Genomic DNA, 26,748 nt, shown 5'->3' on the forward strand with positions numbered 1-26,748 from the left:
CCCTCTTGTTCTTCAGGCGATTGAATGGGTAATAACGGGAAAATTATCCGTTGGAGTCCAACGTTTGGATAATTGGGTCGTGTTAAAGTAACAACTCATTAAGCTAAAGGGTACGATAGCTCAATACAAGCATCATGGGGCCGCCGCGGAATTAACCCGGCGGCCTCATTAAGCTATTCGGCAGATTAGGAATAAAAATTTAGATGGATTTTGCTTGAAGCTCTGTTTTAACGAAGGAGGTTGACCAGAATTCACACTTTGATATATTATTGTAACGAGGTTGTTTTAGCACTCGGTACGCACGAGTGCTAAAACAAGTGCAATTTGGAGGTGTACTATTGAAAAATACCAAATTGATTATGATCGAAGGTATTCCTGGTTCGGGGAAATCTACGACCGCACAGCTTATATCGCATATGCTACACCGTAAGGGTATCGGTCATAAATGGTGGTACGAAGAAGAGAAAGGACACCCTATCTATATTTACGATGACTATAATACAATGCAGACAATCGTTGCTGATTTATCTAATGGAGATTACGAAAAAATTATAGACATAGCTCTAAAGAGATGGTGTGAATTTGTTGCGTCTGTCCAGTCTTCTTCTGATGTTATTATTGTTGATAGTTGCCTTTTTGGGTATTTAACCTGGAGTCTATTTCCATTCGAAGTCTCGAAACAGAAGATTATGGATTACGTCAAAGCTGTAGAACGAATTATTATGCCATTGAACCCATACATAGTTTATTTTTATCAAACTGATATTGGAGCAGCTCTCGAAAAAATATGTACCCGTAGAGGTGAGGACACCGAGAATAATTTCATTCGTGCAGCTACTCAATCTCCTTACGGAAAAACCCGAAGGTTGAACGGTTTCGGGGGCATGGTAACGTATTGGAGAGATTACCGCAATATAACGGATGGAGCTTTTCAAGGCTTGACTTGTCATAAAATCGCCATCGACAACTCTGAAGGAAATTGGTCCGAGTATGGTCGTAAGATATTGGAGTTCTTAGGAATCGATGAATCCGATGAAGTTCCGTTGGTTCAACAAAGTCTACAGCGATTAGTTGGAACTTATGGAGCGGAGTTGGAGGGGAGTCCAGATTGTTTGATTCAAATCGAATCAGGAAACCTAATCGCAGATGGACTTCCACAAGTATGGACAAGATCAATTCTAATTCCTAAATCATCATATGTGTTTGATATTCAGTCATTACCATTTCAAGTAAGATTCGTAGAAGATGATATTTTACGAATGTACCTAACCGGACCAACGTTATTGGGTGGTCCAGTTGATTATAAATTCGCCAAGAAAACTTAACTAAAGGGATACGTTCAGCGATCCAGGAGCAGTTTGCCGTCGTGGCAGCTGCTCCTTCTGTCGTTAAGCTAAAGGGCAGGTTAGTTGTATAAAGGGGTTTAAAAACCATTTAGACCATATTCATCTAAATGCTTTTTTTTTTTGATTTTTTTGTACGACTGTACTAAAATAAAAACATGAGTAAAAAAAATGATCCATCTAACCCAAAAAAAATGTCATTCATCGAAAAAGCCCGTAGAGCTCAAATTGTGGAATGTGCGATTGAGACAATCGCAGAAGTAGGTTTCACTCAAGCCTCTTTAGGAGAGATTGCAAAACGTGCGAAAATCAGTAAGGGGGTTATTTCTTACCACTTTGAAAATAAAGAGGAATTATTGGAGCAAATAACTATCGAATACTATATAGCTTGGCAATCATACATTGCTCCGCGAATAGAAGCCCAAAAATCTCCTAAAGAAATGCTTCGAGTATACATTGAATCCAATCTTGCATTTGTAGCTGAAAATCGGAAGCATGTTTTCGCTGTTATAGAATTGGTTTCTAAAACGATAACTGCTAATGGTAAACTTCAGTTTGCGGCAGAACACGATGAAGCCGTATTAGTTCCAATTGAAAATATTCTCACCCAAGGAATGCAAGAAGGGATATTTCGGGAATTTACCAAATCATCGGCAAGGGTAATGGCGTTAACAATAAGAAATGCCATTGACGGGTTCACCATGGAATTAATGAGAAAGCCCCATTTAGATGTTCAGGAATATACGAGAGAACTGGTTACAATCTTCGATATATCAACTAGAAAGCAGGGGGTCACTTAGGAGGGCGGATAACAATGTTTTACTATGAGGTACTTTGTTTTAGTTGTAAAAAAACATTCAAAGCAAACGAAGGTTCGCTAAAATATAAGCAAGCAAAGGAAAGAAAGGTTAAGTATTTTTGTTGCGAAGAATGCGCTGATAAAATACGCATTGAAGCAATATTGAGTTTTATGAACAGGATAAATCGTTTTTAATTTTTGATTTTCTCAACGATTATCGTCAAATATTGCACTAAAACGCCGCGGCAACAATTAAACCGAGCAACTCCGTCTTTACGAATTTTTCTTATGAGAATTAAGCTAACGGGTACAATAGCGTAATACAGACACGGGGGGCAGCCGGCCAAGAAGATCGGCTGCCTTTTTCACTTAGCTGGGTGGCTATCTGAGTTTCCGCAAAAAAGCTCAAAAAGGCCCGGCCGTCTCAAAAGCTGACGTCGGACCTTTAAGTTTATGCTTGGCAAGATATCTAGCAGTTAAGAATCCGACAGATTGTTGTTAAGATTCGTCTCATCTTTGTGCAAATGTACTTAAAGCAGATCCGCCACAGATGTGTGTGTCGGTGTCGGTTGACAAGACTTATTGGAAGAAAAGCCCCCCTCTCCGGCTTCTTTAACTGTTCTAGTAATTGGAGTTGCCCAAAATCTGCTCAAGAAAGGAGACTGCATCAAATGGGTCAGAGATAGCTTGGGGCTTTTTTCCATGTTTGAGGAAATGGACAAGCTACTCCAGCGTGTGAGTTAAAACGAAGGGGTGTATCTGGTTCCGGCATTTGTCGGGCTTGGAGCTCCCTATTGGGATCCGGACGCTAGAGCGGCTATTTAAGGTATGAATCGCGGAACGACCAAAGCGCATATTGTCCGTGCTGCATTGGAGAGCATTGCATATCAGGTGGTAGGAGCAGTGGAGTTGATGCAATCCGTTTCCGGTATCGCGCTTCACCAACTCCGGACGGATGGAGGAGCTTCAAAAAATCCTTTATTAATGCAGTTTCAAGCAGATCTTTTAAACCAACGTGTAGTAAAATCCAATGTGGCGGAGCTCTCGGCAATAGGCTCTGCTTATATGGGTGGTTTGGGAGTGGGGCTGTGGGACTTCGCTGGATGAGATCGCCTCTCTGGAACAGCTTTAAGATCAGCTTAACCGACAAGACCGGAACGCGATCATGCAATCGGCTCTGACAAGCAGTTTGCCAAATGGTAGAGCCATAAGATGGCGGTTATGATCGATAGATCGTTTGCTCTTGTTTCTGGTAAACGAAATTTGTCGAGCCACTCGCTTGCGGCGTTCGCCGATCGCAAATCGATCTCTTCCTGGACGCAGTATGCAGTCGCCGGAGCGGCGGAGACGGGAATTATCGCCGGTATGGACGGCGGACGTTTTGAGCCACAGCAGTCTGCAACCCGGGCCCAAGCTTGCGGCACGGCAGGAGGAACGGGCAGGATAGTTAAATCGATTCGTGAATACATCTTAATCAAATGTTTTCAAAGTATTGGAACCTTAGGAGAACACCAAATGAAGAAGTCAGTAACGATTCTCTTTTTAGCCATGATTCCGAGTATTGTAACCATGTTTTTATTAGTCGAATTCTTCCCTTATACAGGTCTTGGAAGAATTGTGAGCATTCCTGCAACACTATTTCTTAATATTACTTTTTTTATATTGCTTCTAATATTCACACGTAATTTCAAATCGAGGTCATTCAAATGTTTATTGTGGATTGCAGCCATATTATTAAGCATATTATTGGCGGTTGTCTTACATCCCCAGGAATATTTGCCGAGCGTTATAACGCAACTTTGGGAACTGATGGTTTCATAACACATCCATCGTATTAATCTATTAAACTAACGGGTACTATAGTTGAAGGGATTGCTACACGGCAACTCCTCTTTTGTTTATTAAAGTAACTGGCAGTTATCTTCAATAACATAATGTCATGTTGTATAATTATGGAAATGCATATTGAGGTGAGTTATTATGGGTAATAGAAGCTGTGCAGCAATTATAAGCAACGATTCAGTTCTTATGGTTCGCCAAACATATAAAGGTGAGACCTTTTGGACATTACCTGGTGGGAGAATCGAGCAATCGGAAACGCCAGAAGAATGTGCAATTAGGGAGACTTTTGAAGAGACGGGATTAGAAATCGAGCTTACCAAAAAAGTCTGCGAATTGTTCAATGAGAGGATAAATGGTAATTATCATTGATACTTAGGTGAAATCATTGGTGGGAACGCTCGATTAGGTTCGGACCCTGAGTTATCAGATGACATCCAGGAACTACAGGAATTAAAATGGATGCCCATCAAAGAGATGCAAGGGCATCCTGAGGTTAAAAGGTTACTACCTTATTTGTAGCTTTATAGAAGCTGAGTTCATTGAACTAACGAGTACGATATTATAATAAGCAACTAAGACACGGCTGCCGGCATAGATCGGCAGCCGTGTTACGCTAACGGGTACGATTATTTAATAAACTAATGGCAGCCTAGGAATTTTTTTTTATTCCACGACTGCCACTGTTTAATAATTGTATATACTAAAAACATATTTTTATGTACGGAGGACGGAAATTAAGAAGGTGCTGTCGTTCAAAACCTTAAGAATTTTGATAATAGGGGCATCCGTTTCTTTTCTTTTATCCCCCAAGTTAGACTCAATATGACTGGTGGATAGTATAATGGTGTAATCCAATCATACTCCCCGTCGATTTTTAAAGTGCCTAATAAAATTTCGCCTTGTTTATCTGCTTTAATAGCCCACTTTCCGGAGTACACCAGTTTACCAACATTTTTTGTTACGTAATCTTGAGCAGTGTTGAAATCAAATGTCTGTGATAGAGACAAATCGATCTGCTGACACATCCGTTCGTATTTCTCCTCTGCCTGTCTCCACGAAACTTCGGAGTCCCAGATATCAATGAACTGAAATCCTTGAATAGATCCTCTTAATACCTGCATTAATTGGTCGGATACATAAACATAGGACAATAATGTATTTCGATTAGGTAATTTCATTCTAAACATTGGTTGATTCAAAAGATTTTCTTCAACCAATGATAAGGAGTATTCATCATACTCGGCTATATCATCTTTGATATACCTTATGATTTTGGAATTGATTGGATTCAATGCAATCCAAGATGTTCAGTACATGAAGAAGATAGTATTTCTCTTCCGAGAAATCTGTTCTAAGCGGCAAGAACTCAATATTGTCAATATTATGTCGAAGCAATATTTCTTTGGTTGCACTACTAACAGCCAAAGCACCATTGAACCTACCTAATATGTCGGATGGTCTGCCTTTATCAACAATTTTTACGTTCACGGCTGACCATTCTTTAGCAAGAGGCTGTTTTTGGGAAAGCAAGTCATTTACTTTTCTATAGTCTTCATAATCATTAAAGTCCAAAGTATTAAATGAAGGATGATAGTCTAGTAACCAAATTTTCAGGTAGATCACTCCTATGCTTAAAATTATAATTATTGATAGGACTAGTAATAAAGCCTACAAAGTACGTTAAACCAACAACAAACAAAGGCTTAAAGAAATAGTTATAATTCCTTGTATGTGCATGTGGTACGCATCTATATTCCAATAATATACATATTCTTAGGAGTTTACAACAACGGGCTGCCGTGCCTAAATTTCTATGGGGAGGTAAACAGATATCTATTCAATAGGGTTCAAGAGTAATGGGTTATGCAGAAATAATCAAGATTCTCAATCATATATATTAAAAGATGACTGAACTAACGGGTACGATAACTCAATAATTATCATCATGACAAAGCTTCTGTGCTGAACGGCAGCTTTATTGCTAATGACGGGCAGTATTTATTTAATAATTGGAATGCAACATTTAATAGCTATTTTTAGTCAAATATTTATAACGAATGATGTGAAGAGGTTCCGCAAATGGATAGACTAAAAAAAATTATTATTCCAGTTGTATTTATTGGAGTGTTAATCTTAAGTGGGTGTTCGAAGGATAACGTAGAGAAAAACACTCAGACACCGGCAGACCCAGCACAAGTTAAAAACAACAATAAACCATCGTCTCTTTCTCCGACAAATACTCAAAGTCCAAGTCAATCTGTGAAACTAGAGGCCATAAAATATACGAATGAGCAGTTAACACAAATATCAGAACTTGTGGAAAAAGAAGGCCTAGAGAATGTTTACCTGCCTAAATTAGCCGTTGAAGATAATCCACTTACCAATTTGGAAGTTCGGGATAATAAACTTATTCTTCAATACAAATACATGACGTTAGAACAACGCAAGAAGATTTGGGATGAGGTTAAGGATGAACAAATTAAGAAAGTCACGTTAGCTAATGGGGTAACTGGAGAATGGATTAATGGTAAGGACTATTTACCAAAAAACAGATTCTTTAGATTCCAAATGAACGGAATGTATTTCATCCTGGATGATTACAGAAATTTGTCGGAAGAACAAGTACAAATAATTGCTGAATCGTTTGTTTCTCTTGATAAACTGAATAACAATTTTTTATTAAACTAAAAGGTTCGATAGTGTGGAGCTGCCGCGAGGTCAGCTCTTCTTTGATGTTATTGAAGTAACTGGCAGTTTAATGTGAAAGTTGCCATCTGTGATTTTAATTAGACCGAACATCAGGGCAAAGTTAGGCTGAAGTTGAACTTCCGTTTACCTCCTGTTTACCTGCATTTCGTAAAATAAGGAAACGATAGAACTGGAGGTGATTGGCCATGACCAAGAAGAGAACATGGTGGTTGTCAAAGAAATGGGGATTTGCAGCATCTGTTGCCTTACTTCCATACGCGGTAATAAAGACGCTTTGGGCGAATGGAGTCGTCATTCTCGCTTCGGAGGAAGGAATCGCGGAACTGCACGCCTCTATGAAAAGCGCAGATCCGGTTAGCGCATTTCTATACGCCAAGGGCATCGACATAACCGCTGTGTTGGCTCTCATCGCTTCTACTCTTGCGGTTGCTCTGGTCCAAGATTGGGGACACAGGATCCCGCGCTGGATGCTTCTCATACCGGCGGGCTTGGGCGGAACATTCTTTATAAGTATCTGCCTCGCAACCTTCTACAAACTGACTGTCGGCACCATTCGCTTGACTGATATGCCGGAGTTTGACCCCTGGGTACTGCTCCCTGTTTACGGAGGATTTTTCATTTGGGGAATTACGATCAGCATGTCAGCCTTGTCTTATCGGATTAGAACGGGCCGTTACACCCGTTCGGACTTGTAACGGCTTTTTAAAAATGGATTGAAAGAGGTGGCCTGGAATATGAGCAAAATCAACATAAAGGTTTGGCCCAGCTACGTTGGGTGCTTCTGGGCGGTTATCTATGCGGTTTTCGTTCGATTCTATCAAGCTGCGGGCGGATCGATCGGGCTGCCGGGCAGACTCGCCGAACCCGAAGGTTTTCAAATGGCAAGCTATATCGCCGGTGTCGTAGTCATGATCGCCGGCTTCTACTTGTTAGGACTCGTTAAGCCATGGGGGAGAACCGTTCCGTCATGGATGCCGTTGATTAGTGGAAAAGACGTCCATCCTCTTCTCTTATTGGTCCCCACGCTCATTGGCTGCGCCTTCGCGATTGCTCACGGAGTCAGTGGGATCGTCACCAAAATCCTCCATTTGGCAGGGATCATTACCATCCAAATCTCCGGCTGGATCGAGCTTGATGTCCGTAGATTAGTTCTATGGGATCTTCTAGTTTACGAGCCGTGGTTTATCGTCATGGGCATACTGGCGGGTATGGCGGCATGGAACTATGCGAAAGAAACCACATTTTTGCACCCTTTCCTGCGGCGATCTGCTATCCTTTATGTATGCCTGATTATATTGCTCACGGCGTTATTTGTTAGTGCGATTATATTCGATTTCCTCAAATTTTGAACTGAAATAAGGAGATGTCGGAGTGCGGAATGAATCGATATTAGTGGTCGACGATGAGGCAGGCATTCTAATTATGCTTGAGAATCTTTTTCGTAAAGAAGGATACACCCGGATTACGAAAGCCGGTTCTGCCGCAGAGGCACTTATGGCCGTGAGAACGACACGTTTTGACATGATCGTTCTGGATGTCATGCTGCCGGATATGGATGGATTTTCCCTGTGCACGGAAATACGCAAAACCATTACAACCCCTATTTTGTTTCTAACTGCCCGATCCAGCGATATGGATAAGCTGCAGGGGCTATTCTTAGGCGGAGACGATTATGTAACCAAACCGTTTAACCCGCTAGAAGTTGTTGCGAGGATCCAAGCTCATTTGAGACGAAGCGCTTTGTATGCATCTGATGTCGTAAGCGTGGAGAATGTGTACCGGTATGATGCGTTTACCCTAAATCGGACGACCGGACAGCTTATCGTGGGCAATGTGGATACGCCTTGTCCGGCCAAGGAACTTGAACTGCTGCTTTATTTTTGCAAACATCCGAACCGGGTGTTCACTGCTCAGCAACTATATGAGCAAGTTTGGGGCACCATGGTGCAAGGAGATGAAAAAACGGTTGTGATCCATATTTCCAGACTCCGAAAGAAGCTTGAAGTAGATCCAACCTGTCCCAAACTGATCGTCACATTGCGAGGAATCGGATACAAGTTCGTTCCGCCCACAGGAGGTTAATTCCGTGAACTTGATGCTTCGCATAGCGCTGCAGCTCCTGACGGCTTTTTTTGTTTTGGTCGTTTGTATTCAAACGATAGCGATCGTTACGGCCTGGTTGTTTTGGCCACAGTTGTTGTCCGGGAATCGTTCGGCTCATTACGAAATCTTTGTGGTGACCTTGTGCGCCCTGCTTTTTCTTCTGACCTTGCTCCTTATTGGTTGGTATCTCGGGAAGCCGGTGTATTTCATGATGGTTTGGATCAGACTTCTGGCAAGCGGACAATATGACGCTCCCCATCGCTGGAATGAGATCCACTCTCGCAAAAGAGGAATGTTGAAATTACCGTATGCGGTCTACAAGGAATTGTTTGAGCATTTACGGATGCTTTCGAGTACGCTTCGACGAAACGAGGAGGCGCTTCAAGAGTCGGAACAAGTGAAACGAGAATGGATTCGAGGGATATCACACGATTTAAAAACGCCACTAACCTACATATCCGGATATTCCGCCATGTTGATGAATTCGGAGTATCGGTGGAGTGTAGAGGAACAAAAGGAATTTCTTTCTATCATTCATCAGAAAGCGGTTCATCTGCAAGAACTGGTACAAGATCTTAATGAAACGCCTCATGGACAAATTCCTCTAAAAGTCGAGAAAACGGATATCGTGGAACTCGTGCGCAGAACGGTAGCGGATGTTAGCAGCGCACCTTGGGCGACCGGTTATCTATTCACGATGAATCCAGAGCCAGATCGCATTTGGGTAACTTGCGATCCGAAGCTGATGACGCGAGCTATCCGCAATCTACTCGTCAATGCCGTCGTCCATAATCCTGAGGGTACCAAGATTGCGGTTCGAATCTCGCAGCGTCATGATCGGACGACGGAGATTCAGATCGAAGATAATGGGGTCGGATTTGGCGAGATGCGTGGTCTAAACGATGAAACATCCTCCGCACGTTCAGGCTTGGGATTATCCATTGCCAATAAATTGATAGAAGCCCATGACGGACATTTAGTCGTCCACAGCAAGCCGAGCGAAGGGACAACACTTTCGATCAGACTGCTAGCGGCGCAAAGTTAGGGTGAAGTTGAGCTTCCGTTTACTTCATGTTTACTTAAGCTCCTTATACTAAAGCTAACGTTGTAAAAGGAGTTGTGATCTATATGAAACCAATAAATTGGAGTGACGTATCCCATGCAACAACGACTCGCTCGAAACCCTCGGCGTTGCGCTGGTGGAGGCGCTGGCCGGAATGGGCAGGTTACGCAGCGATTGTTTGGAGTCTCTTCTATGGTGCACTGGGGTTCTATTGGACGTTAGGCGGCTCAGGTTTTCCATTAGGTTTGTTAAACGATCCTATTGCGAAATATTCGGCTTTTAGACATGTAACAGCCTCAACGGCAGGACCGGTCATTGCTATTCTAAGTTTCCTTGGTGCAACAACCCTGTTCATGTTCAAATTCAATACGCGCGGTATAACCCGAACAATTCTGCTGCTTTATGCTTGGAGTACTGCGACGATTCTATGCTTTGCAATCCCGGATACCCGCGCTCTCATTGGAGTGGCTTATGCTCCCATTTCATTGATTGCGGTTCTTTTCGGTCGGTCGCTCCACTATATCGATTTCTTCACATGGACGGTGATAAACCAATATATTTGCCTGATAGGCGGGTTGCTTTGGGCGGCGGCAGCGTTGTCCTTCCAACGTCAAACCTGTAACTCTTGCGCCTATTGCGGGCGTAAAGGCGATGCGAGCCGTTGGATGGTTTCGAGCTCCACGGAGCGCTGGGGAAGGTGGGTGACCTATGTTGCGATCTTTTCCCCTGCTTATTATGATGTCACCCGCATTGCCTGGTTGCTGGGAATTCCTCTTGGGATAACAAAGGAATTATATCAAAGCCTTCAGGATTCAGGTGCAGTTTGGGCTGGAGCGGGCCTTTCCCTGGTCTCGATTGGCGGAGCCATTCTAACGCATGGACTTATAAAGCCATGGGGGGAGACTTTTCCTCGGTGGTTTCCGTTTTGGGCCGGGAAGCGCGTCCCTGCCGCAGCAGCCGTCGTTCCTGCCGGATTTGTCTCCATCCTGTTAACCGTTTCCGGTATTCAAGTCTTCTTCCAATTTTTATGGAGCTCCGATTTTGATAATTGGGGAGCAACAACCCCGCTGCTGCTTATGCCTATTTGGGGGATTGCGTTAGGGATCGCTACGATTTTCTATTATTACCGGAGACAGGAGTACTGCAATCATTGCTCGCGATAACCCTGATAATGGCAAATTCTCGAGGTAAACAACATTAGATATTCTAATGATCGTTTACTGAAAAAGTATATAAAACGAGGTCATTATGCTAACGGGTACGATAGTTTAATAAATAACTAAGATGCGGCTGCCGGCATATCGGCAGCCCCGTTACGCTAACGGGCAGGATAGTTGAATGATTTCGCGAATAACTTAAGTCATGACGAATTTACGAAGTTCGAAAAAAAGACGTTAGCCGAAAGAAGTTCTTAGTTTAGGAGGAGTCTATATGATATTAGAAAAAGTTATAAATAGAATTGTAATACAAAGCGAATATAAGGATTTTGTTGATAAGTATATCGATAATATACTTACCGAATTTAAAGGTAAGATTCATAGCATTTATATGTGTGGCTCGATTCCAAAAGGAACTGCTAAACCTTTTAAGTCAGATGCAGACTTTACTATTGTATGTGTAAATCCCAAAGATATTGATTACGAAAGATTGTCAAATATTAAAGACAGGCTTTTGGAAGAATATCCAGTAGTAACTAAGATTGATACGATAATTTGCTCGATTGACGATGTATTAAGTAAACCAAATGAGTGGGGGTTTTGGGTAAAGATAATTTGTGTTTGCATATATGGTCATGACGTTGGTGAAAAAGTACCACCGATAATTATTTCTCCAGAGTTCATTTTAGACTTAAATACAGAGACCAAGGAGGAAGTAGATCGTATACATAGTTTACTTTCTAATGCTAGTGATAACACAATGAAAACTAGATATATTAAAGGTTACTCTAAGAGATTAATTCGTGCATTATACTCTTTGGTTTTAGAAGATACAGGTGTATGGCAAGATGACATTATTAAGATGAAGAATGCCATATTAAACTATTGTGAGATTGACTCCGCTTTAGTTGATTATCTGTATGCTTGTTACTTGGATAGTAATGTACTTGTTGAAGAGTTTCTGGGAATTGCAGATGAAGTATATAGCTATTTTGAGAACGCCTTAAATGCAATGGCTGCTTCCAGAACTTCCTTCGGCTAACACCATATTGACGCTCCGGGTCACTCTGAGAAGCGAGTGACCACATCCAGCCCCTAATCCGTCGGGACGTCACTGCATTAGGTGTTCGGCAAGCCTCACAACTATAAGCAGCGACTCTAAATTAAAACATAAGACTATTGAACTAACGGGTACGGTAGTTTAATAAAGTTAGTCTAAAACCTTCCGTAAGAAGCAAACTAGATTTAATAGCTCTTATGGGAGGTTTTATCTATGATTTTAAGTGAGTTATGGCGGCTGTATGAAACAGATAAACGAATCCAAGGTTTTAGTCAGGGTACATTGAAAGCCTACGCCCTACAGCTCAAGATGCTTATAAGAGAACTTGGAGACTTAGATATTTCTGAGGTTACGTTGAACTTGCTAAAGGAATACTTGGCAAAGCAGTCCGATCGGTTGAAGCCCAGCAGCTTGGGATATCGTATTCGTTTTGTTCGTTCCCTATTCCGCTTTGCATATGAAGAAACACACGTAATATCAAATCCTTCTTTGAAGTTACGCGAACCCAAAATGGACAAGCGTATTCCTAAGTTTTTGATCGAGGAGGATGTCATTCACTTGAAAATCTCTTGCCTGTCTCTGAGAGAAAGGGCTCTATTAGAGTTTCTCTATAGCACCGGCTGCCGGGTTGGAGAAGTGGAGAAGTTAAATATCGAAGACCTGAATTGGGAGAACTGCTCAGCAATTGTAAATGGTAAGGGCTCAAAACAAAGAGAGGTCTACTTTACAACCGAGTGTAAAGTTTGGTTAAAGAAATATCTCTCGAGCCGCGAGGACTCCTGTAAGGCACTATTTGTAACCGATACAAACCCTATAAGACGGATGGCTATTCCGACGATGAGGTTGGCATTAAAACGGCTTGCTGATCGGGGAGAGCTCAAAGCAAATGTATATCCACATCGCTTTCGTCATACCTATGCATGCCAGCTCCTTGATAACGGAGCGCCATTAGACTTTATTCAAGGCATGTTGGGGTATGAAAAAGCATCAACCACTCAAATTTACGCCCAGCTGCGAGGAGAACGCCGACGAGAACTCTACCGTCGTTACTTTTAGATTTGTAGCGGTAGTTGTTTGAAGCCACAGCTCAACTAAAGGGCAGTTTAACGCAATGCTGTTTGCTCGAAAGTCTAAAGATAATAAAGATACAAGGTAAAACAGAAATACCATTTTCACGCATTGGGCATTCGCCCTTCATTAAGCTAACGGGTACGTTAGTGAAACACTAACGGGCAGTAGTGTGGTAACTATGGTATATTTTACAACATTACTGTGGAGAAACAAGAGCACCACGAGGAATAGATTTGGGAAAATTAATTTTATGAAGAAGACAAATTATAAGGATGGGAACGGAGTATGACTTCAATCGTCGCGGATAAGCGGGTGTTGGAAGTTTTACCGTATTTGCGGGCTGTTTGCCCCGAGGATTGGGCGGATGCACAGCCGGAAGTGCGTAGATTCAAAGCCAAGTCACGTCTCTTTCAGAGGGAGGAAGCCACGTCCTACGGCATGTTTTTGCTAAGCGGCAGCGCCCGCATCAGCCAAATCGGGGAGGATGGGAGCGAGCGGGTCGTCAATAAACTTATCCCCGGCGAAATTTGCGCTCTCCTCGTGCTAAGTGGACTGAGTGGGCGTGACTATCCCGCCGCCATTGAGGCCGAGACGGAGGTCGAGGCTTTGTTCGTATCCAAACTAAGCTTCCTCCGCTGGGTGCAGGAATACGAGCCGATCCGTAGAACCGTGTTTGGCAGCCTCCTCGACGGCATTATGCGTATGGGCGAACAACTCCAAACGAGGCAGACTAAACCGCTGGACATGCGGCTGGCAGAAACACTGCTGATTTCCACTTCGGAGAGGCAGCCTCTGCTGCGATTGACGCATAATGAGCTTACCGCTGAGATCGGCACCGCCCGTGAAGTCGTGAGCCGTACGCTGCGACGTTATCAGCGGAATGGGTGGGTAGAGTCGGGACGAGGTTGGGTACGGATCACCCACCGCAATGAATTGGAAACGCTAATTGGTGACTAGGTCACAGAAGCGGTGCGGCTCTTCCTGATATAGTGAAAGCGTCTATATAGTACATATCAGTTGGAGGTAATGCAATGCGCGTATGGAGGCTTGGATACAAAGAAGAAATATATACTTTTACAGATATGAATGACTATAGAAAGCATTTGAAAAACGGATTTGTTGGCAAATCCATGAAAGAGAATTGGATTCCATTCCCTGTTGAATTGATAAATGATAGAGTTCAATTATATGATTTTACAACGTTAGGTAGCCCTTATCCAATTTTCAATAAAAAAATTATCGATGTATTAGCCCCCTTTATCCAAAACAAAGTGGAATATTTACCGCTTGAGTATAGTAGTGAAGACTTATACCTGATAAATGTTATCAATATGTTCGAATTTCTCGATTTTTCTCGAGCTATTGTCGAAATTCATCCAGAATATAAGGTTGTAACAGAAATTAAAAAATATGCATTTCAAGAGGAACTTGTAAAAGAAGAAACCTTGTTTAAAATTCCACAATTTAATGGACGGATTTTTGTAACAGACAAGTTTCGAGATTTAGTAATTGAGCAAGGTTTAACCGGGTTTGAGTTTGAAGAAGTTTGGGATTCGTGTGAATCTGAAACTAGAAAAACAGATTCAGCAATAATAATGAAACCGAATTTGGTTGGAAAACCATATAAGTTTGTTGAAGCGCTAGACCTCATAGAAAACGGAATGCAGGCAGTAGCAAGTGATAGGTATGTTCTACAAAATGATAATACGAACAAAACGTTACTAGGTATATTAATGGACACGGGGAACTATGAATGGATAGTCCCTGCTGCTTTTCCGCCAAAATTTGTAGAGATGCAGTGGTATGTAACTGAAAAAATAGAAATTAAATAAAAAGAAAAAGACGGAAACAACTCACCAAGAATAGCTTTCGAAAAAAGATTCGTTTGGTTGGTGAAGGTATAGCGTTACAGGATGGAATAAACTGAATTTTATAACTTGGCTTCGATTACTATTAATGGGTTCGTCACATTAAGCTAACGGGTACTCTAGCTTAATGCAACAAGGAGTGGTTTGCCTGGTGGCAGCCGCTCCTTGTTTTATTGAAGTAACGGGCAGAATATTTTAACCTATCTTTTAACACTGACACGAGGTTGTCAGTGTTATACGTTTATTATAAAGCTTGTAAAGAAAATAAAGTGAAGTAAAGGAGCTTATACAGGATGACAAAGACGAATGAATCAATAAATCCGATTCCCAAGGGATATACAACCGTCACACCATGGATGATCTCAAGAAACTCTGCTCAACTGCTTGATTTTATAAAAAGAGCGTTCGATGGGGAGGAGATCGCTCGGATCTATACTGAAGATGGTTCAGTGGGACATGCAGAGATTCGGATCGGCAATGCGGTCATTATGATGTTTGATGCGAAAGAAGAGTGGCCGGATACACCAGGCTTCCTTCGACTATACGTGGAAGATGGCGATGCTGTATTCGAGAAAGCTTTACAGGCAGGGGCGACTGCGGTCACTCAAATGACGAATCTTGCCTTCGGCGAACGAGTTGGACGCGTTCGCGATCCTCTCAATAATATATGGTGGATACATCAACGGCTAGAAGAACTAGATTACGAAGAAATGTCCAAACGTGCTGGGAAAAAAGAGTATATCGAAGCCATGAAATATGTTCAAGAATCCCTGAAATTGCGTTAACGGGGGACGAGTGCTCAATAAAGACATGAAGGCAGCCGTACGGCTGCCTTCGTTACACTAACGGGCAGAAATGTTCAATAAAAGCTGGAACAAATCTTGTAAAAAACTTCACCTCTAGCTAAGTGTCCGATAAAAAGAAAACAGAAGAGCCGTTAGCTTGTCTGCTCCCTGATAGGTTGCCTGAGAGGGTATGGTACTTGGTATTGCCGGAAAGAAAACAGTCTGCGTATGATGTCTATGAAGGAAAAACGGGAAACGTATTAAAGCGTAAATACGTGATTTCCAATGGTAATTTTTTGAGGCCGGACCAAACTCCACGAAGCTGTAGCGATCGCCGGGTTGTAGTAAAAAAGAGCGCCGTTAGTTGGGTCCGATCCGTTCAAGGCCGCACGGGCGGCATCATATGCGGATTGATTTGGCTGCAGCCAATACTGTCCGTCGCGGATGGAGGAAAATTGACCGTGATGAAAAATGACTTCCGGAATGGAATCTGGGAATAGATTGGACTGCACGCGGTTGAGAATAATTGCACCAACCGCAACCTGGCCTTGAAATGATTCACCGCGGGCCTCCGAATAAATGATGCGTGCCATTTGTTCTAATGAATCTTGCTTTGGAGATGCAACCTGCTTAAGCTTGTCAAGCGTTTTAGAATCAGCCTTTCCATTAACCGGAAGACCGTACGAGCGTTGGAATTTCGAAACCGAATCCGTCGTAACAGATCCGTAATAGCCGGTTAATCCGGCATTAAAATATCCGAGACTGCTCAGACGCTCCTGCAAATCAAGAACGTGTTCGCTTTGTATACCATACCCAAGAGTCGATGCAGAAACGGACGGGGCAGCGACGGTAACCCCTATAGCACAAGCAGTTATAGACAACAAGACAGATAAATTCTTCAACTTTATGAAAAACCTCCTTTTTCTTATAACTAAGGTGTCATGCTGACACCATATGCGGCAAACTCTCAAGGCAAACAGGGAAGTGATAAAGATATAGAACCCGTCTATTTTTATATTGTTCGGTTGCAAAGGCCAAAATCTCTCCGTCGATCATAAAAAAATTGAAAGAAATGTATGATGGTTTAATAGAAGATATCCAACTCTATTGGCGCTAAGCTAACGGGTACGTTAGCACAATAAAAGCAGCGGCAGTCTAGGTCTTTCGAGTTCCTAGTCCGTCACTGCTTTATTTACAAGTCTGTCTAATTCAGTTTGTCGGGTGATCGTGTCATTTGAGCTTAGAGTGAGAAGAAACGCCAAGTCGGACGCAATTCAAGGGCTTAGTGTATATTATCGTTAAAATGTTGGCGGTACCCCTTACTGTAAGGTTAAGGGCACGTAACCAGCTCACTTCGTACACCCTTTTTTATGCAAAATAATGCCCTTCTTCGAGATCGGCGATCAATCCGGGCTGCATCGGTTTCCAGCCCAGAAGCCCCCGTGTAGCCAGACTCGCTTGCTTAGTGTTGTACAAGCTGGTGATGTCGAATGCCGCAATGGTGCCAAGAAAGCCGAAATGGGCGGCAGCTTCTTCAGGTGTTATGCTGACCGCCGGCACGTTCAATTGCCGCCCGATGACCGCGGCGATCTCGCGAAGCGGAATGCCTTCATCGCCGGCGCCAAGCAGCCGTGAGCCCGCCGGGGCGGATTCCAGCGCCAGACGGTACAGAACCGCCGCATCCAGGCGGTGAACCGCCGGCCAACGGTTCGTTCCGTCGCCAATGTAGGCGGCGAAGCCCTTCGCCCGGGCGATATCGATCATCATTGGTACAAAGCCCTTATCGCCTTCGCCGTGCACGGACGGTGCAAGTAAGACGATCGATGTCCGAATATCCCGCTCTGCCATTGCGAGCACTGCATGATCCACGGTTTGTCCATTTGCGTGAGCCGTGGTAATAAACGGCTTCCCGGAGCCTTCGAGCGCCGCCCCCATGACTTCAACGGCCCGCAAATCCAGAGCCAGCGCACCTTCAAAGTCGGAAAAATCGTTGGTGAACGCCAGATGAATCACGCCGTCCGCGGCCGCGGCTGCGCTGCGCAGCGTATCTAGATCGTTCAACGTGCCGTACAGCGCTTCGGCTCCCGCCGCCTTTAATCCCGCGGCTTTCTCTTCAGAACGGCAAAGACCCGTCACTGTATGTCCCGCGCCGATCAGTTCCCGGACGACCGCGGAACCGACATACCCTGTTGCTCCTGTAACAAAAACATGCATAATGATATCCTCCTTCATGGGTTGACTGCTTGAACATGTTAAGCATAAACTATGAAGTAAACTCTAGGGCAAGCGATCCAAAGGAGAAATGATTATGAAAATTCAGGAACTGGCGGACAAGATGGGATTAACGATCCATACGATCCGCTTTTATGAAAAGGAAGGCTTGCTGAATGACCGACATGTCCGGCGAGAAAGCAACAATTACCGCAACTATTCGGAAGAGGCTGTCGAGCGGTTGAAGCTCATCAAGAAGTTCCAGTCCATTGGCTGTTCGCTGGCTGAACTGAAGGAATTTCTGCAGGACCACGACGCCAATGCGCACACTAACCTGCAGATTATAGATTGGATTCGCCGCAAGAAAAAGGAGATCGAAAGCAAGAAGGAAGAATACGACCAAATGCTGGACACCCTTAACAAGATGCAGGAGTATCGGACTCTGCTCATGGACGATCCGCATAAAGCTCAAGAGATGCTTAAGGCTTGGCATGCCGGCTCATCCGATTGAGCTGCTTTGAAGCTTCCGCATTAGTCCATGCGGAACAACTGAAACCGCCGATGATGAAAAAACAAAGGTCTCATTGGGACACAGGATGGTGAAGTGTGATGAAAAAGATATTGATAACTGACGATGAAGAAGACCTTCGAAAACTGCTGGCGGATTATTTTGAAGTTAATGGGTATCTCGTATTGACAGCTAAGAACGGCAATGAAGCGTTGCGGCTAGTAGAAATGCAACCGGACATTATTCTGCTGGATATCAATATGCCCGAGGTTAACGGTCTTGAATTATGCAAGAAGATACGGAGTTTCGTGTCTTGTCCGATCCTGTTTCTTACCGCTCGTATAGAAGATGCGGATATCATATCCGGTTTTCAAGCTGGCGGAGATGATTATATTCAAAAGCCGTTCAGCATTCATGAGCTAGGCGCCAGAGTGGATGCACATTTACGAAGAGAAATGCGAAATCAAAAGAAATCTACCGTTAGATTCAATGATGATCTGGCCATAGATTATACGGAGCGAGCGCTTTATTGTAACAATATACAAATTAATTTGGCAAAAAAAGAGTTTGATATCATAGAGCTTCTATCTTCACATCCTGGTATGGTTTTTGATAAAGAACGTATTTATGAGCGAATATGGGGGACGGAGGGAGAGGGTGACAGCTCCGTAATAGCTGAGCATATAAGACGCATTCGATCCAAAATGAAAGAGCATGGTTACGAAAACAAGGTAGAAACCGTCTGGGGTGTAGGATATAAATGGCGAAAATAATAAGCCGTCTTCGACTGAAGAATATGACCATTCTGCAATCCTTCATCGCATTGAATTGCGTATATTTGGTCGTTGTTTTAACCGCAATTGTGTTCGAATTCGAATGGTCCAATCAGATTCGACAACGCTTTGCCAACCATCCTTCCGGAAACGATTGGGTTCTATACGCTCAGATTATCGTGATGCTGTTGACGATCGGAATCGGATTAGTTCTTATGGGCAGCCTCTTTTATAAGCTAAAATTGAAAAAGCCTTTGGAAATCTTAATGAGTGCATCGGAGAAAATCTCGGCAAATGATTTGGGATTTCATGTTACCTATGATGGCAGTGATGAAATGAGCGAGCTTTGCCGTGCATTTGAAAAGATGCGCAGTCAACTGGAAGGCAACTTCAAAGCCCTTTGGCGCTCGGTAGAGGAACGCAATCAGCTCAATGCCATTTTTGCTCATGACTTGAGAACGCCGCTTTCAATCATGAAAGGATATTGCGATTTTGTAACTACCTATCTGCCGGAGAACAGAATCTCCGAGGAAAAGCTTCTGGACACGATCAAAACGATGCAAACCCATATTTTGCGTATGGAGCGTTATGTAGAAGCCATGAACTCGATCCAGAAGCTGGATGATATGCCGATAAACAAACAGATGATTGAATCAGATTCATTTATCGCCTTACTGGATAACACCGCTAGCAAGATCGTAGACCAAAGCGGCAAAACATTTGACTCAAACAGAACTGCCGATTCCACATTGCTGTCAGTCGACACGGATCTCGTCATGCAGGTTTTTGAAAATATAGTGGCAAACGGGGCTCGCTATGCTACCAATGAGCTGAAAGCCGAATACCGTGTTGCCAGCGGCGTATTTACTATAACGGTCACGGATGACGGCCCCGGGTTTTCCGATGATGACTTGCAGAAGGCGATTCTCCCTTTTTATCGTGGAGAGATGCCGGAAGCGAACGAGCACCAGGGGTTAGGGCTTTACATTTGCAAGGTTCTCTGCGAAAAGCATCAAGGCGAACTACAAGTAGCAAACGGATTCCATAACGGTGGAAAAGTAACCGCAAGCTTTTTATGCAGTGTTGATAAATAGTTGAAAGTTATGGGTTAGCATCTCCATATTACATGATAAGGAGTGCTAATATGACTATTGCTCGCAAAATATTGCCCATTTTCTTAATCTGCTCGCTTCTGACTCTGTTTATTTCCGCATTACCCTCTGCCGCTGCTGATATCAAAAGTAAAACAGAGATTGTGACAGAAATTGATGAGTTTGTTAAGAAAAACATGGCAATCAACCATATTTCCGGTGCATCTTTATCAATCGCGTATGGGGAAGATGCATTTTATACGCAAGGCTACGGTGCATATTCCAATGGAGAAAAAATAACCGCCACGACTCTCTTTCCAATTGCATCATTGAGCAAATCCATGACGGCGCTTGCGGTATTGCAGCTCGTGGATAAGGGATTGATCGACCTTGACGCTCCGTTCATTTCCTACTTTCCCGACATCACCGCCGCGGACGATCGCATCGATCGGATCACGGTTCGGTACATGCTCAATCAGACAAGCGGCCTTAACGATAAAGTGAATCCGGACATGACGAAATCCGATCAATTTCAATCATTACAAGAGATAAAAAAATCTTTGGAGCTTGTTGTACTTGCTAATGATCCAGGTGAAACATACAGATATCACAATCCAAACTACCAATTTTTAGCATTACTTGTTGAACAGGTCAGCGGGCAGCGGTTTTCTGAATATCTCCATGACCGTATCTTCGAGCCGCTAGGAATGAATGACACCTATAGTGTCAGCACCACGCAGCAAATCAATGAGAATTCAATGATACCGCAGGGACATTATTTGCTGTTAGGCAAGCCTATAAGTACAGCAGAACCGTCATGGTTTATAGATGGTCCGGCCGGCGTGATATCCACTGCCGAGGATATGGCAAAATGGATGCGTGCGCAGTATATATCCCGGCTTCTCTCCCCGAGTCTCATGGAACAGTACCATGCTCCCGGGCAACATAGCTCATACGGCATGGGGTGGCTTGCATCCTCTGATAACGTTTGGGGCCGGACAATCTCCCACTCAGGAATATTATGGAGTTACAAGGCTGAAGAAACCGTATATTTGGAGAAGAAGCTTGGGATTACCATGATGTTCGATACAGGTTTGAATGCCTTCGTTGATTATTCCACGTTTACGCGCGGAATTGCACAAATCATGGATGAAGGAAAAACCGAAATTTCCATCATGAACAATCGGAACATGGAAGCTATTATGATTCTGCTGTTAATGAGCACGATCTTCTGGAAAGGGTTTTCGATCTATCGGTTGAAAAAGAGCAAGAAACGGCTTATTGCATTTCGCCGGAAGCTGATCTTTACTTCAGTACTTACTTTAATCCCTGTACTGGTTCTTTTGTTTCTACCGCCAATTTTGTCTTTCATCGGGGGCGGGAGGGTTCTGCCTTGGATCGGAATATGGATGATCATGCCATCTCTTCTTTATATTATTAGTCATACTTTCTTTGGCGAATATCGTAAGTTTCATTTGCCATTGCCGCATCTATAACGCAAAAAAAGTGAGAGCCTTGCCCGACTAAAGCGGATTATTGAAGAAACCGTATATCCGCATCGCTTTCAACAAACTTATGCACTCCAACTCCTTGATAACGGTGCCCTTCTGAATTTCACCCAAGTATGCTAGGGTCAATCCAATCATTCTACGCTCAGCTCCGCAACGAGCGCCGTAGAGAACTTTATCGACGGTTTTTTTCCACTTATTAGAGGCGAAATCCCCTTTAAAATTCCGCCTCTATTCAACTATTCCAGGGTATCTGGAACGTTTGAGCCTACTTCAGTCTGACTTTCTATCGTATAGCGAATTTAAGCCCCTCCAACTAGCCGGTAGTCGACCCCCTCAAGGATTGGGAACCGGAACGCGCCGGTGTTCGGCATGAAAGCGAAGTCGGTCCTCAAGCCGGAACCAGCCTCAATAACTTCCAGCGTCTCCGGATTCCAGCCCTCATTGTCATTCGTAATCAGGGAGGTTCGTTGGCCGTCGGGGTAGCGGAAGAGGTAGACGGATCCGTTCCCGGCTATCGGATATACCTCCGCAAAGAGCCGTTCGTCCGATAAGTCTCGGACGACGAGCACACCCTTGCCGCCGATCCACACCGGAAGCTTATCCAGCGGCAGAGCGTAATCGGGCAGCACGGCAGGACCTTCGTACATTTGCCCGGTCTCATAATCGATCCAGGTGCCTTCGGGCAAATACACATCCCGCGTCGTAACCTCGGCATAATCGCTCCCATAAGCCGGCGTCGCCAATAGGGAAGGGCCGAGCATCCATTCGTACTGCTTCGTCCTTTTGTTAGCCAAGGCGTACGTATTACTATCCTCCGGGTAAGCAATCGGCAGGGGCGACATCGTGTGCGGGTAGCCGGTTGCATAGCTCTCCTGTACCGCGCTGTACAAATAAGGCACCAAAGAGGAATGGAAGTCGCACGCCTTCTTCACCACCGCTTCATAGGCCTGATCGTTCAGCTTCCAAGGACCAAGCCCTACGGACATCGCCGGGAACACGGCTGCGAACATCGCATTCCGGACAAAATACAGCTTCTGATCCTCCGTCAGCGGAGCGTTCATGTATTTGCCCGCCACAATATCCGGATAGACGTTCGGGGCGCCGCTCGCTGCGTAATTCAAGCCGTTCAGAGTCGGACGGTCCTGATCGAAGCCGTACATCGTGTCCTCCAGACGCAGAATGTCGCCGGGTACGGAATAAGCGCTGTTGCGTACCATTGTGAGATAGCCGGCCTCCATCTTCTTCACATTCGTTCCGTTGCACTTGGCATCGTTGCGGAGGACGAGCCCATCCTTCAGCATCGTATCCTCCTTGAAGCCGTCCGCCTCCCACAATCCGGCCAGTGCCAGGTACCATGTGACCGCCTCAGGCTTGCGGGCGTCGAGCAGATAGACCGCGCCTTTAGGGAATACAACCCGGAAGGTCAGAGGCTTCCCCTCGGCATCGGAGACGAAATAACCTCGTTCCAAGCCTTCCAGCACATAAGGGCCGTCATGCTCGGGCTCATAATGTCCCCCATGCTCGCGCAGCGCCTTGAAGCTAATGCGCAGACCGAGGATGAGCTTCAGTCCGCGCGAGCGGAACCACGCCTTTAGCGCCTTCTGGTCAGGGTACCTGGGATTTGGGAGACCGTCGGTCCGGCCCTCTTGCCGCTGCTCATCCCAGATCCCGAAGCTCGTTGTAGCTCCCTGTTCATTCACCTTCCGGTCGCCCTTCCAGAAACCCGAGCCGATAACGCTCCAGCGCAGCCGATAGCCCCGGTCGAGAAAAGCTTGAAGATCGTCCAACACCGATTGCTGGTACGTATTCCATCCCAAAGAGCCGAACGCCTCATACCCAAGCTCGAAAAAGTCGATCTTTGGCTTCGCGTCCGCGTATCCCTCACGAAGGCGGGCATGCTTGTAATCCCGGTAAATCTCCTGCATCGTGCCGATAAAATAATATAAACCACCCACCTCGCGCACTCCGGCCGCACCCAAGGCATTCTCCGTTTCGTGGATTCGGACACGTTTCACACCGTCCTCGAACAGCACCTGTGCGAAGCCGGCGGCCGGGAAGACGGCAAAATTCGAGACGAAGCGCTTGCCGTCGCTTGCATTACAGAAGGCATCGTCAGAAAAGCCGAACAGATTCGCATTGTCCCCGTAACCTCCATGGTCGCCAAGGCCGAAGACAGGCTGGAGGGGAGCAGTCCTCGCATCGATGGCATACCGGCCTTCGGCCAGCGGAAAGACCTGCAGCTTTACGCAGCAAGGGAAGGGCTCGATCTGTACCTCCGCCTGATCGCCGTGACGGTTGCAGACAAGGAGGCGAACCTGGGTATCGTCGCTTGATATGTGCGAAGCGGTCACCGCGTCATGAAGCTCTTCTCCGTCTGGAGAGGAGAACCGCAGGCCGGAGTCTGGATGCGCAGCTGCGATTACAGATCGTTCAGGTGAGTGGAAAGAGAACCGGAAGCCCGTTTTAACGATGTGCATGACATAGCTGCCCGCCGTAATGACGAGCTCGTCGGGTGTTTCTTTCAGGGTGAAGCCTGTCACATTAAGCATGATGCTGGGATCCACATCCTTATTGAAATTTATCCTTAGTTTCAATATAGAGGAATTTCTTTTCTTTTAAAATGGACTGTATTAATATATGTTTAATACATTATTTCATTTATCGAGTCGCCTGAGGGAGGGCCGGCCACCCGTGCAATGTTTATGGAATCTGAATCCCCGCATGAGCCAGTGTACATATTGGTTTCAGAAGCAGCAGTTTTCTTATAAAGAAGATATATATGACGAATGGGTCATATTTGCCGTGGAGGACGGCTCCTTTCACTATGAGATCGGTGATCAGGAAGGCATCGCATCGTTCGGCGACATCGTTATATGCCCGCCTGGCACCACGTTCTATCGGGATATCATTACACCGCTGTCGTTCTATTATATTCGGTTCCAATGGGTCGACGGCGGGGGCGGTCTTGTGCATACTCATGAATCGATACCGGTAGGGAAGGTGAAGTTCAAGGATACACGGAGGCTCGCTTCGAATTACTTCCGGATGAAGAGCTTGGCGGGTTCTCCGGATCCCTTCTATTTGAGCTGGATTGCGGTGCACCTGCAAGACATTCTTTATTTGCATTATGCCGAGTCCATTCATTCGGAGCCCAAGGAAGATGTCCGCCGAGATCCTCTCATGGAGCGGGCATGCCGTCTGATCGAGCAGAAGGCGTACGAGGCGTTCAGCATGAAGGCGCTGTCCGATGAGCTGGGACTAACTCCTGTGCAGTTCACACGCCGGTTCCAATCTGCACAAGGCATGACCCCAAGCGATTACCTGACCGGTCTACGGCTGAAAAAGGCATGCACTCTTCTCATTACCGGCGGAGCGACTATCGAAGAGGTGGCGCATCAATGCGGCTACGAGAACGGCTATTACTTAAGCCGGCTGTTCTCGAAGAAATTGCAAATGAGCCCTTCAGCGTACCGAAGGACTCATCAGGTATAAGCTCAAGATCATTGAGTGCTGCCCTGGATCATCTTGTTAATCTCTTCATCGAGGCGGGAGAGCGCGGTATTGACATCGATCTTGCCCGTCATGTATTCGGTGAATTTGTCGCGAACCATGCTCTCGGCCTTTGAGCGGTACTTGGACGCCACCGGATATTTCACCGGTTTGCTCTTAAAGATGCCCTGCACATTTTTTCCTTTCAGCACATCGCGCGATTTACCGAATTCGGTCTTGAACATTGGTTCCTTCAGCGGCGTGACGCGGCCCTTCCGGGCGCTCTCCAGCTGCACCGCATCCGAGACCGCCGTCTGGATAACCTGAAGCGCCTGCTCCTTGTGCTGGCTCGTCTTTGTAATCATCAGCATATTGACACTGGCGTTGCCATAAATGTTCGGCTTCTCCGGATAGCTCGGATACTGTACCATATCCCAGTTCAAGCCGTTCGCAGCAGCGAGCTCCAGGTCGTTAATGATGCTGAGATCGGTGTACATGGCAAGTAGCTTATCCTTAAGGAATGAATCCTTCGGCGTCCCCTTTGGCTCGTTCCCCGGAATGGAGTAGAACGACTTCACCATCTCAAATACTTTTTTCCATTGATCATTATTCATGGTAGCCTTTTCGGTCTTCGGATCGACTACGGCGATGCCAAGCGGCTGGGATACCCAGATGACGCTGTTGCCCGGATCGAAGCCACGGATCTGCATACCGCTTGAATCCACACCGGTGACCTTCTTGGCTAGCTGCAGCACTTGATCCCAAGTCATGCCGTCGGTCGGGTAGGGCACCCCGAATTTATCGAAGATGTCCTTGTTGTAGTAGAGCGCGTGGTAATTCAGACTAAGCGGCAGCCCGTAGATTTCGTTATTCGCAGCTCCAATCTTGGAGTCTTCCAGAATGCTGGGGTCGAAGCGCCCCAGGTCGACGTTCATCTGCTTCAATAAGGGTGTCATGTCGTATAAAATGTCGAGGTCCTGATAGGAAGCAATTTTACCGTTGTAAGTGAGTACAATGTCCGGAGGCTGGCCGGCTATGATAAGCTCCTGCAGCGTAGTCCCCTTTACCGCCTTGATGAACTCTACCGTGATGTTCGGATGATCTTTTTTCAATTGCTCTTGAATCTGTATCATTAAATCTTCGTCAAGCGTTGTATCCATGCTGATCTTTATCGTGACCGGCTCCGAGCTGGGAGCCGTGGTGCTGGCTGTATTCCCCGGTGTTGGCTTCTCATTGGAACAGCCTGCAATCATGATAGCGCTTACGGTAGCGGCGATAAAAAATGTTTTACACGGTTTCATCATAAGACCCCTCCGTTACATTTCATTAAGCATACTCTCTATTTCAATGTACACCATCCCAAAT

At 45.1% G+C, this 26,748-nt stretch carries 26 protein-coding genes and 1 pseudogene; 21 read left to right on the top strand and 6 right to left on the bottom strand.

Translation table 11 applies throughout. The features are described 5' to 3' along the window. Positions 1-338: 338 nt before the first annotated feature. From ACFQ88_RS11105 to ACFQ88_RS11130, 5 genes and pseudogenes are all read left to right on the top strand, one after another. Positions 339-1,325 carry a P-loop NTPase family protein gene (locus ACFQ88_RS11105; protein WP_239633618.1) on the top strand — a complete coding sequence of 329 codons (987 nt, stop codon included), beginning with the start codon at positions 339-341 and terminating at the stop codon, positions 1,323-1,325. Between the two features lie 176 nt (positions 1,326-1,501). After that, complete coding sequence (locus ACFQ88_RS11110; RefSeq protein ID WP_379454138.1) at positions 1,502-2,143, top strand: TetR/AcrR family transcriptional regulator; 642 nt, start codon at positions 1,502-1,504, stop codon at positions 2,141-2,143. A 656-nt stretch (positions 2,144-2,799) separates the two neighbouring features. Beyond that, positions 2,800-3,234, top strand: a pseudogene (locus tag ACFQ88_RS11120) (FGGY-family carbohydrate kinase); the annotation flags it as partial. Positions 3,235-3,363: 129 nt separating this feature from the next. Further along, positions 3,364-3,963 carry an S-layer homology domain-containing protein gene (locus tag ACFQ88_RS11125; RefSeq protein WP_379454140.1) on the top strand — a complete coding sequence of 200 codons (600 nt, stop codon included), beginning with the start codon at positions 3,364-3,366 and terminating at the stop codon, positions 3,961-3,963. A gap of 159 nt (positions 3,964-4,122) precedes the next feature. Further along, positions 4,123-4,353 carry an NUDIX hydrolase gene (locus ACFQ88_RS11130; protein ID WP_379454141.1) on the top strand — a complete coding sequence of 77 codons (231 nt, stop codon included), beginning with the start codon at positions 4,123-4,125 and terminating at the stop codon, positions 4,351-4,353. A gap of 383 nt (positions 4,354-4,736) precedes the next feature. Here ACFQ88_RS11130 and ACFQ88_RS11135 read toward each other — a convergent pair whose 3' ends face one another. After that, a complete protein-coding gene (locus tag ACFQ88_RS11135; RefSeq protein WP_379454142.1) occupies positions 4,737-5,183 on the bottom strand; it encodes a hypothetical protein in 447 nt (148 codons plus the stop codon). Between the two features lie 49 nt (positions 5,184-5,232). Next, positions 5,233-5,607 carry an imm11 family protein gene (locus ACFQ88_RS11140; RefSeq protein WP_379454143.1) on the bottom strand — a complete coding sequence of 125 codons (375 nt, stop codon included), beginning with the start codon at positions 5,605-5,607 and terminating at the stop codon, positions 5,233-5,235. A 456-nt stretch (positions 5,608-6,063) separates the two neighbouring features. Here ACFQ88_RS11140 and ACFQ88_RS11145 point away from each other — a divergent pair, with 456 nt between their 5' ends. From ACFQ88_RS11145 to ACFQ88_RS11195, 11 genes are all read left to right on the top strand, one after another. Beyond that, positions 6,064-6,672, top strand: a complete 609-nt coding sequence (locus tag ACFQ88_RS11145; RefSeq protein WP_379454144.1) for a hypothetical protein — start codon at positions 6,064-6,066, stop codon at positions 6,670-6,672. A gap of 206 nt (positions 6,673-6,878) precedes the next feature. Beyond that, positions 6,879-7,388: a hypothetical protein gene (locus tag ACFQ88_RS11150; RefSeq protein ID WP_379454145.1), complete on the top strand. Its 510-nt coding sequence runs from the start codon at positions 6,879-6,881 to the stop codon at positions 7,386-7,388. A gap of 39 nt (positions 7,389-7,427) precedes the next feature. After that, the gene (locus ACFQ88_RS11155; protein ID WP_379454146.1) at positions 7,428-8,042 is read left to right on the top strand and encodes a DUF3995 domain-containing protein; all 615 of its coding nucleotides are present in this window, start codon (positions 7,428-7,430) and stop codon (positions 8,040-8,042) included. A gap of 22 nt (positions 8,043-8,064) precedes the next feature. After that, a complete protein-coding gene (locus ACFQ88_RS11160; protein WP_239633626.1) occupies positions 8,065-8,775 on the top strand; it encodes a response regulator transcription factor in 711 nt (236 codons plus the stop codon). 13 nt (positions 8,776-8,788) lie between these two features. Then, a complete protein-coding gene (locus ACFQ88_RS11165; protein WP_379454371.1) occupies positions 8,789-9,841 on the top strand; it encodes a sensor histidine kinase in 1,053 nt (350 codons plus the stop codon). Positions 9,842-9,924: 83 nt separating this feature from the next. Further along, complete coding sequence (locus ACFQ88_RS11170) at positions 9,925-11,022, top strand: hypothetical protein (protein WP_379454147.1); 1,098 nt, start codon at positions 9,925-9,927, stop codon at positions 11,020-11,022. Between the two features lie 268 nt (positions 11,023-11,290). Further along, positions 11,291-12,058 carry a nucleotidyltransferase domain-containing protein gene (locus ACFQ88_RS11175; RefSeq protein WP_054024997.1) on the top strand — a complete coding sequence of 256 codons (768 nt, stop codon included), beginning with the start codon at positions 11,291-11,293 and terminating at the stop codon, positions 12,056-12,058. A 231-nt stretch (positions 12,059-12,289) separates the two neighbouring features. Then, the gene (locus ACFQ88_RS11180) at positions 12,290-13,132 is read left to right on the top strand and encodes a tyrosine-type recombinase/integrase (protein ID WP_379454148.1); all 843 of its coding nucleotides are present in this window, start codon (positions 12,290-12,292) and stop codon (positions 13,130-13,132) included. Positions 13,133-13,432: 300 nt separating this feature from the next. Then, entirely contained in the window at positions 13,433-14,104 is a 672-nt protein-coding gene (locus ACFQ88_RS11185; RefSeq protein ID WP_379454149.1) for a Crp/Fnr family transcriptional regulator, read from the top strand. Between the two features lie 74 nt (positions 14,105-14,178). Further along, positions 14,179-14,979, top strand: a complete 801-nt coding sequence (locus ACFQ88_RS11190) for an imm11 family protein (protein ID WP_379454150.1) — start codon at positions 14,179-14,181, stop codon at positions 14,977-14,979. 329 nt (positions 14,980-15,308) lie between these two features. Then, positions 15,309-15,800 carry a VOC family protein gene (locus ACFQ88_RS11195; protein ID WP_239633633.1) on the top strand — a complete coding sequence of 164 codons (492 nt, stop codon included), beginning with the start codon at positions 15,309-15,311 and terminating at the stop codon, positions 15,798-15,800. 260 nt (positions 15,801-16,060) lie between these two features. Here the strand turns inward: ACFQ88_RS11195 and ACFQ88_RS11200 are convergent, their stop codons facing one another. Beyond that, positions 16,061-16,702, bottom strand: coding sequence for a cell wall hydrolase (locus ACFQ88_RS11200; protein ID WP_379454151.1), 642 nt, complete (start codon positions 16,700-16,702; stop codon positions 16,061-16,063). Positions 16,703-17,168: 466 nt separating this feature from the next. Further along, the gene (locus ACFQ88_RS11205; RefSeq protein ID WP_379454152.1) at positions 17,169-18,014 is read right to left on the bottom strand and encodes an SDR family oxidoreductase; all 846 of its coding nucleotides are present in this window, start codon (positions 18,012-18,014) and stop codon (positions 17,169-17,171) included. Positions 18,015-18,108: 94 nt separating this feature from the next. Here ACFQ88_RS11205 and ACFQ88_RS11210 point away from each other — a divergent pair, with 94 nt between their 5' ends. The 4 genes from ACFQ88_RS11210 to ACFQ88_RS11225 all read left to right on the top strand — a co-directional run bounded on the left by ACFQ88_RS11210 (position 18,109) and on the right by ACFQ88_RS11225 (position 21,879). After that, complete coding sequence (locus ACFQ88_RS11210) at positions 18,109-18,522, top strand: MerR family transcriptional regulator (RefSeq protein ID WP_379454153.1); 414 nt, start codon at positions 18,109-18,111, stop codon at positions 18,520-18,522. Between the two features lie 98 nt (positions 18,523-18,620). Next, a complete protein-coding gene (locus tag ACFQ88_RS11215) occupies positions 18,621-19,292 on the top strand; it encodes a response regulator transcription factor (RefSeq protein ID WP_239633637.1) in 672 nt (223 codons plus the stop codon). After that, positions 19,280-20,386: a HAMP domain-containing sensor histidine kinase gene (locus ACFQ88_RS11220; protein ID WP_379454154.1), complete on the top strand. Its 1,107-nt coding sequence runs from the start codon at positions 19,280-19,282 to the stop codon at positions 20,384-20,386. The genes ACFQ88_RS11215 and ACFQ88_RS11220 overlap by 13 nt, the downstream gene beginning before the upstream one ends. Before the next feature lie 50 nt (positions 20,387-20,436). Further along, on the top strand, positions 20,437-21,879 hold the full coding sequence (locus ACFQ88_RS11225) for a serine hydrolase domain-containing protein (protein WP_379454155.1): 1,443 nt from the start codon (positions 20,437-20,439) through the stop codon (positions 21,877-21,879). 314 nt (positions 21,880-22,193) lie between these two features. Here the strand turns inward: ACFQ88_RS11225 and ACFQ88_RS11230 are convergent, their stop codons facing one another. After that, the gene (locus ACFQ88_RS11230) at positions 22,194-24,443 is read right to left on the bottom strand and encodes a hypothetical protein (protein WP_379454156.1); all 2,250 of its coding nucleotides are present in this window, start codon (positions 24,441-24,443) and stop codon (positions 22,194-22,196) included. A gap of 142 nt (positions 24,444-24,585) precedes the next feature. Between ACFQ88_RS11230 and ACFQ88_RS11235 the strand changes: the two genes are divergently transcribed. After that, positions 24,586-25,386, top strand: coding sequence for an AraC family transcriptional regulator (locus ACFQ88_RS11235; RefSeq protein WP_239633641.1), 801 nt, complete (start codon positions 24,586-24,588; stop codon positions 25,384-25,386). Positions 25,387-25,394: 8 nt separating this feature from the next. Here the strand turns inward: ACFQ88_RS11235 and ACFQ88_RS11240 are convergent, their stop codons facing one another. Then, on the bottom strand, positions 25,395-26,687 hold the full coding sequence (locus ACFQ88_RS11240; protein WP_379454157.1) for an ABC transporter substrate-binding protein: 1,293 nt from the start codon (positions 26,685-26,687) through the stop codon (positions 25,395-25,397). Positions 26,688-26,748 lie beyond the last annotated feature (61 nt).

Origin of the sequence: Paenibacillus sp. NPDC056579 (assembly GCF_042793215.1) — a bacterium.
Classification (GTDB): domain Bacteria; phylum Bacillota; class Bacilli; order Paenibacillales; family NBRC-103111; genus Paenibacillus_S.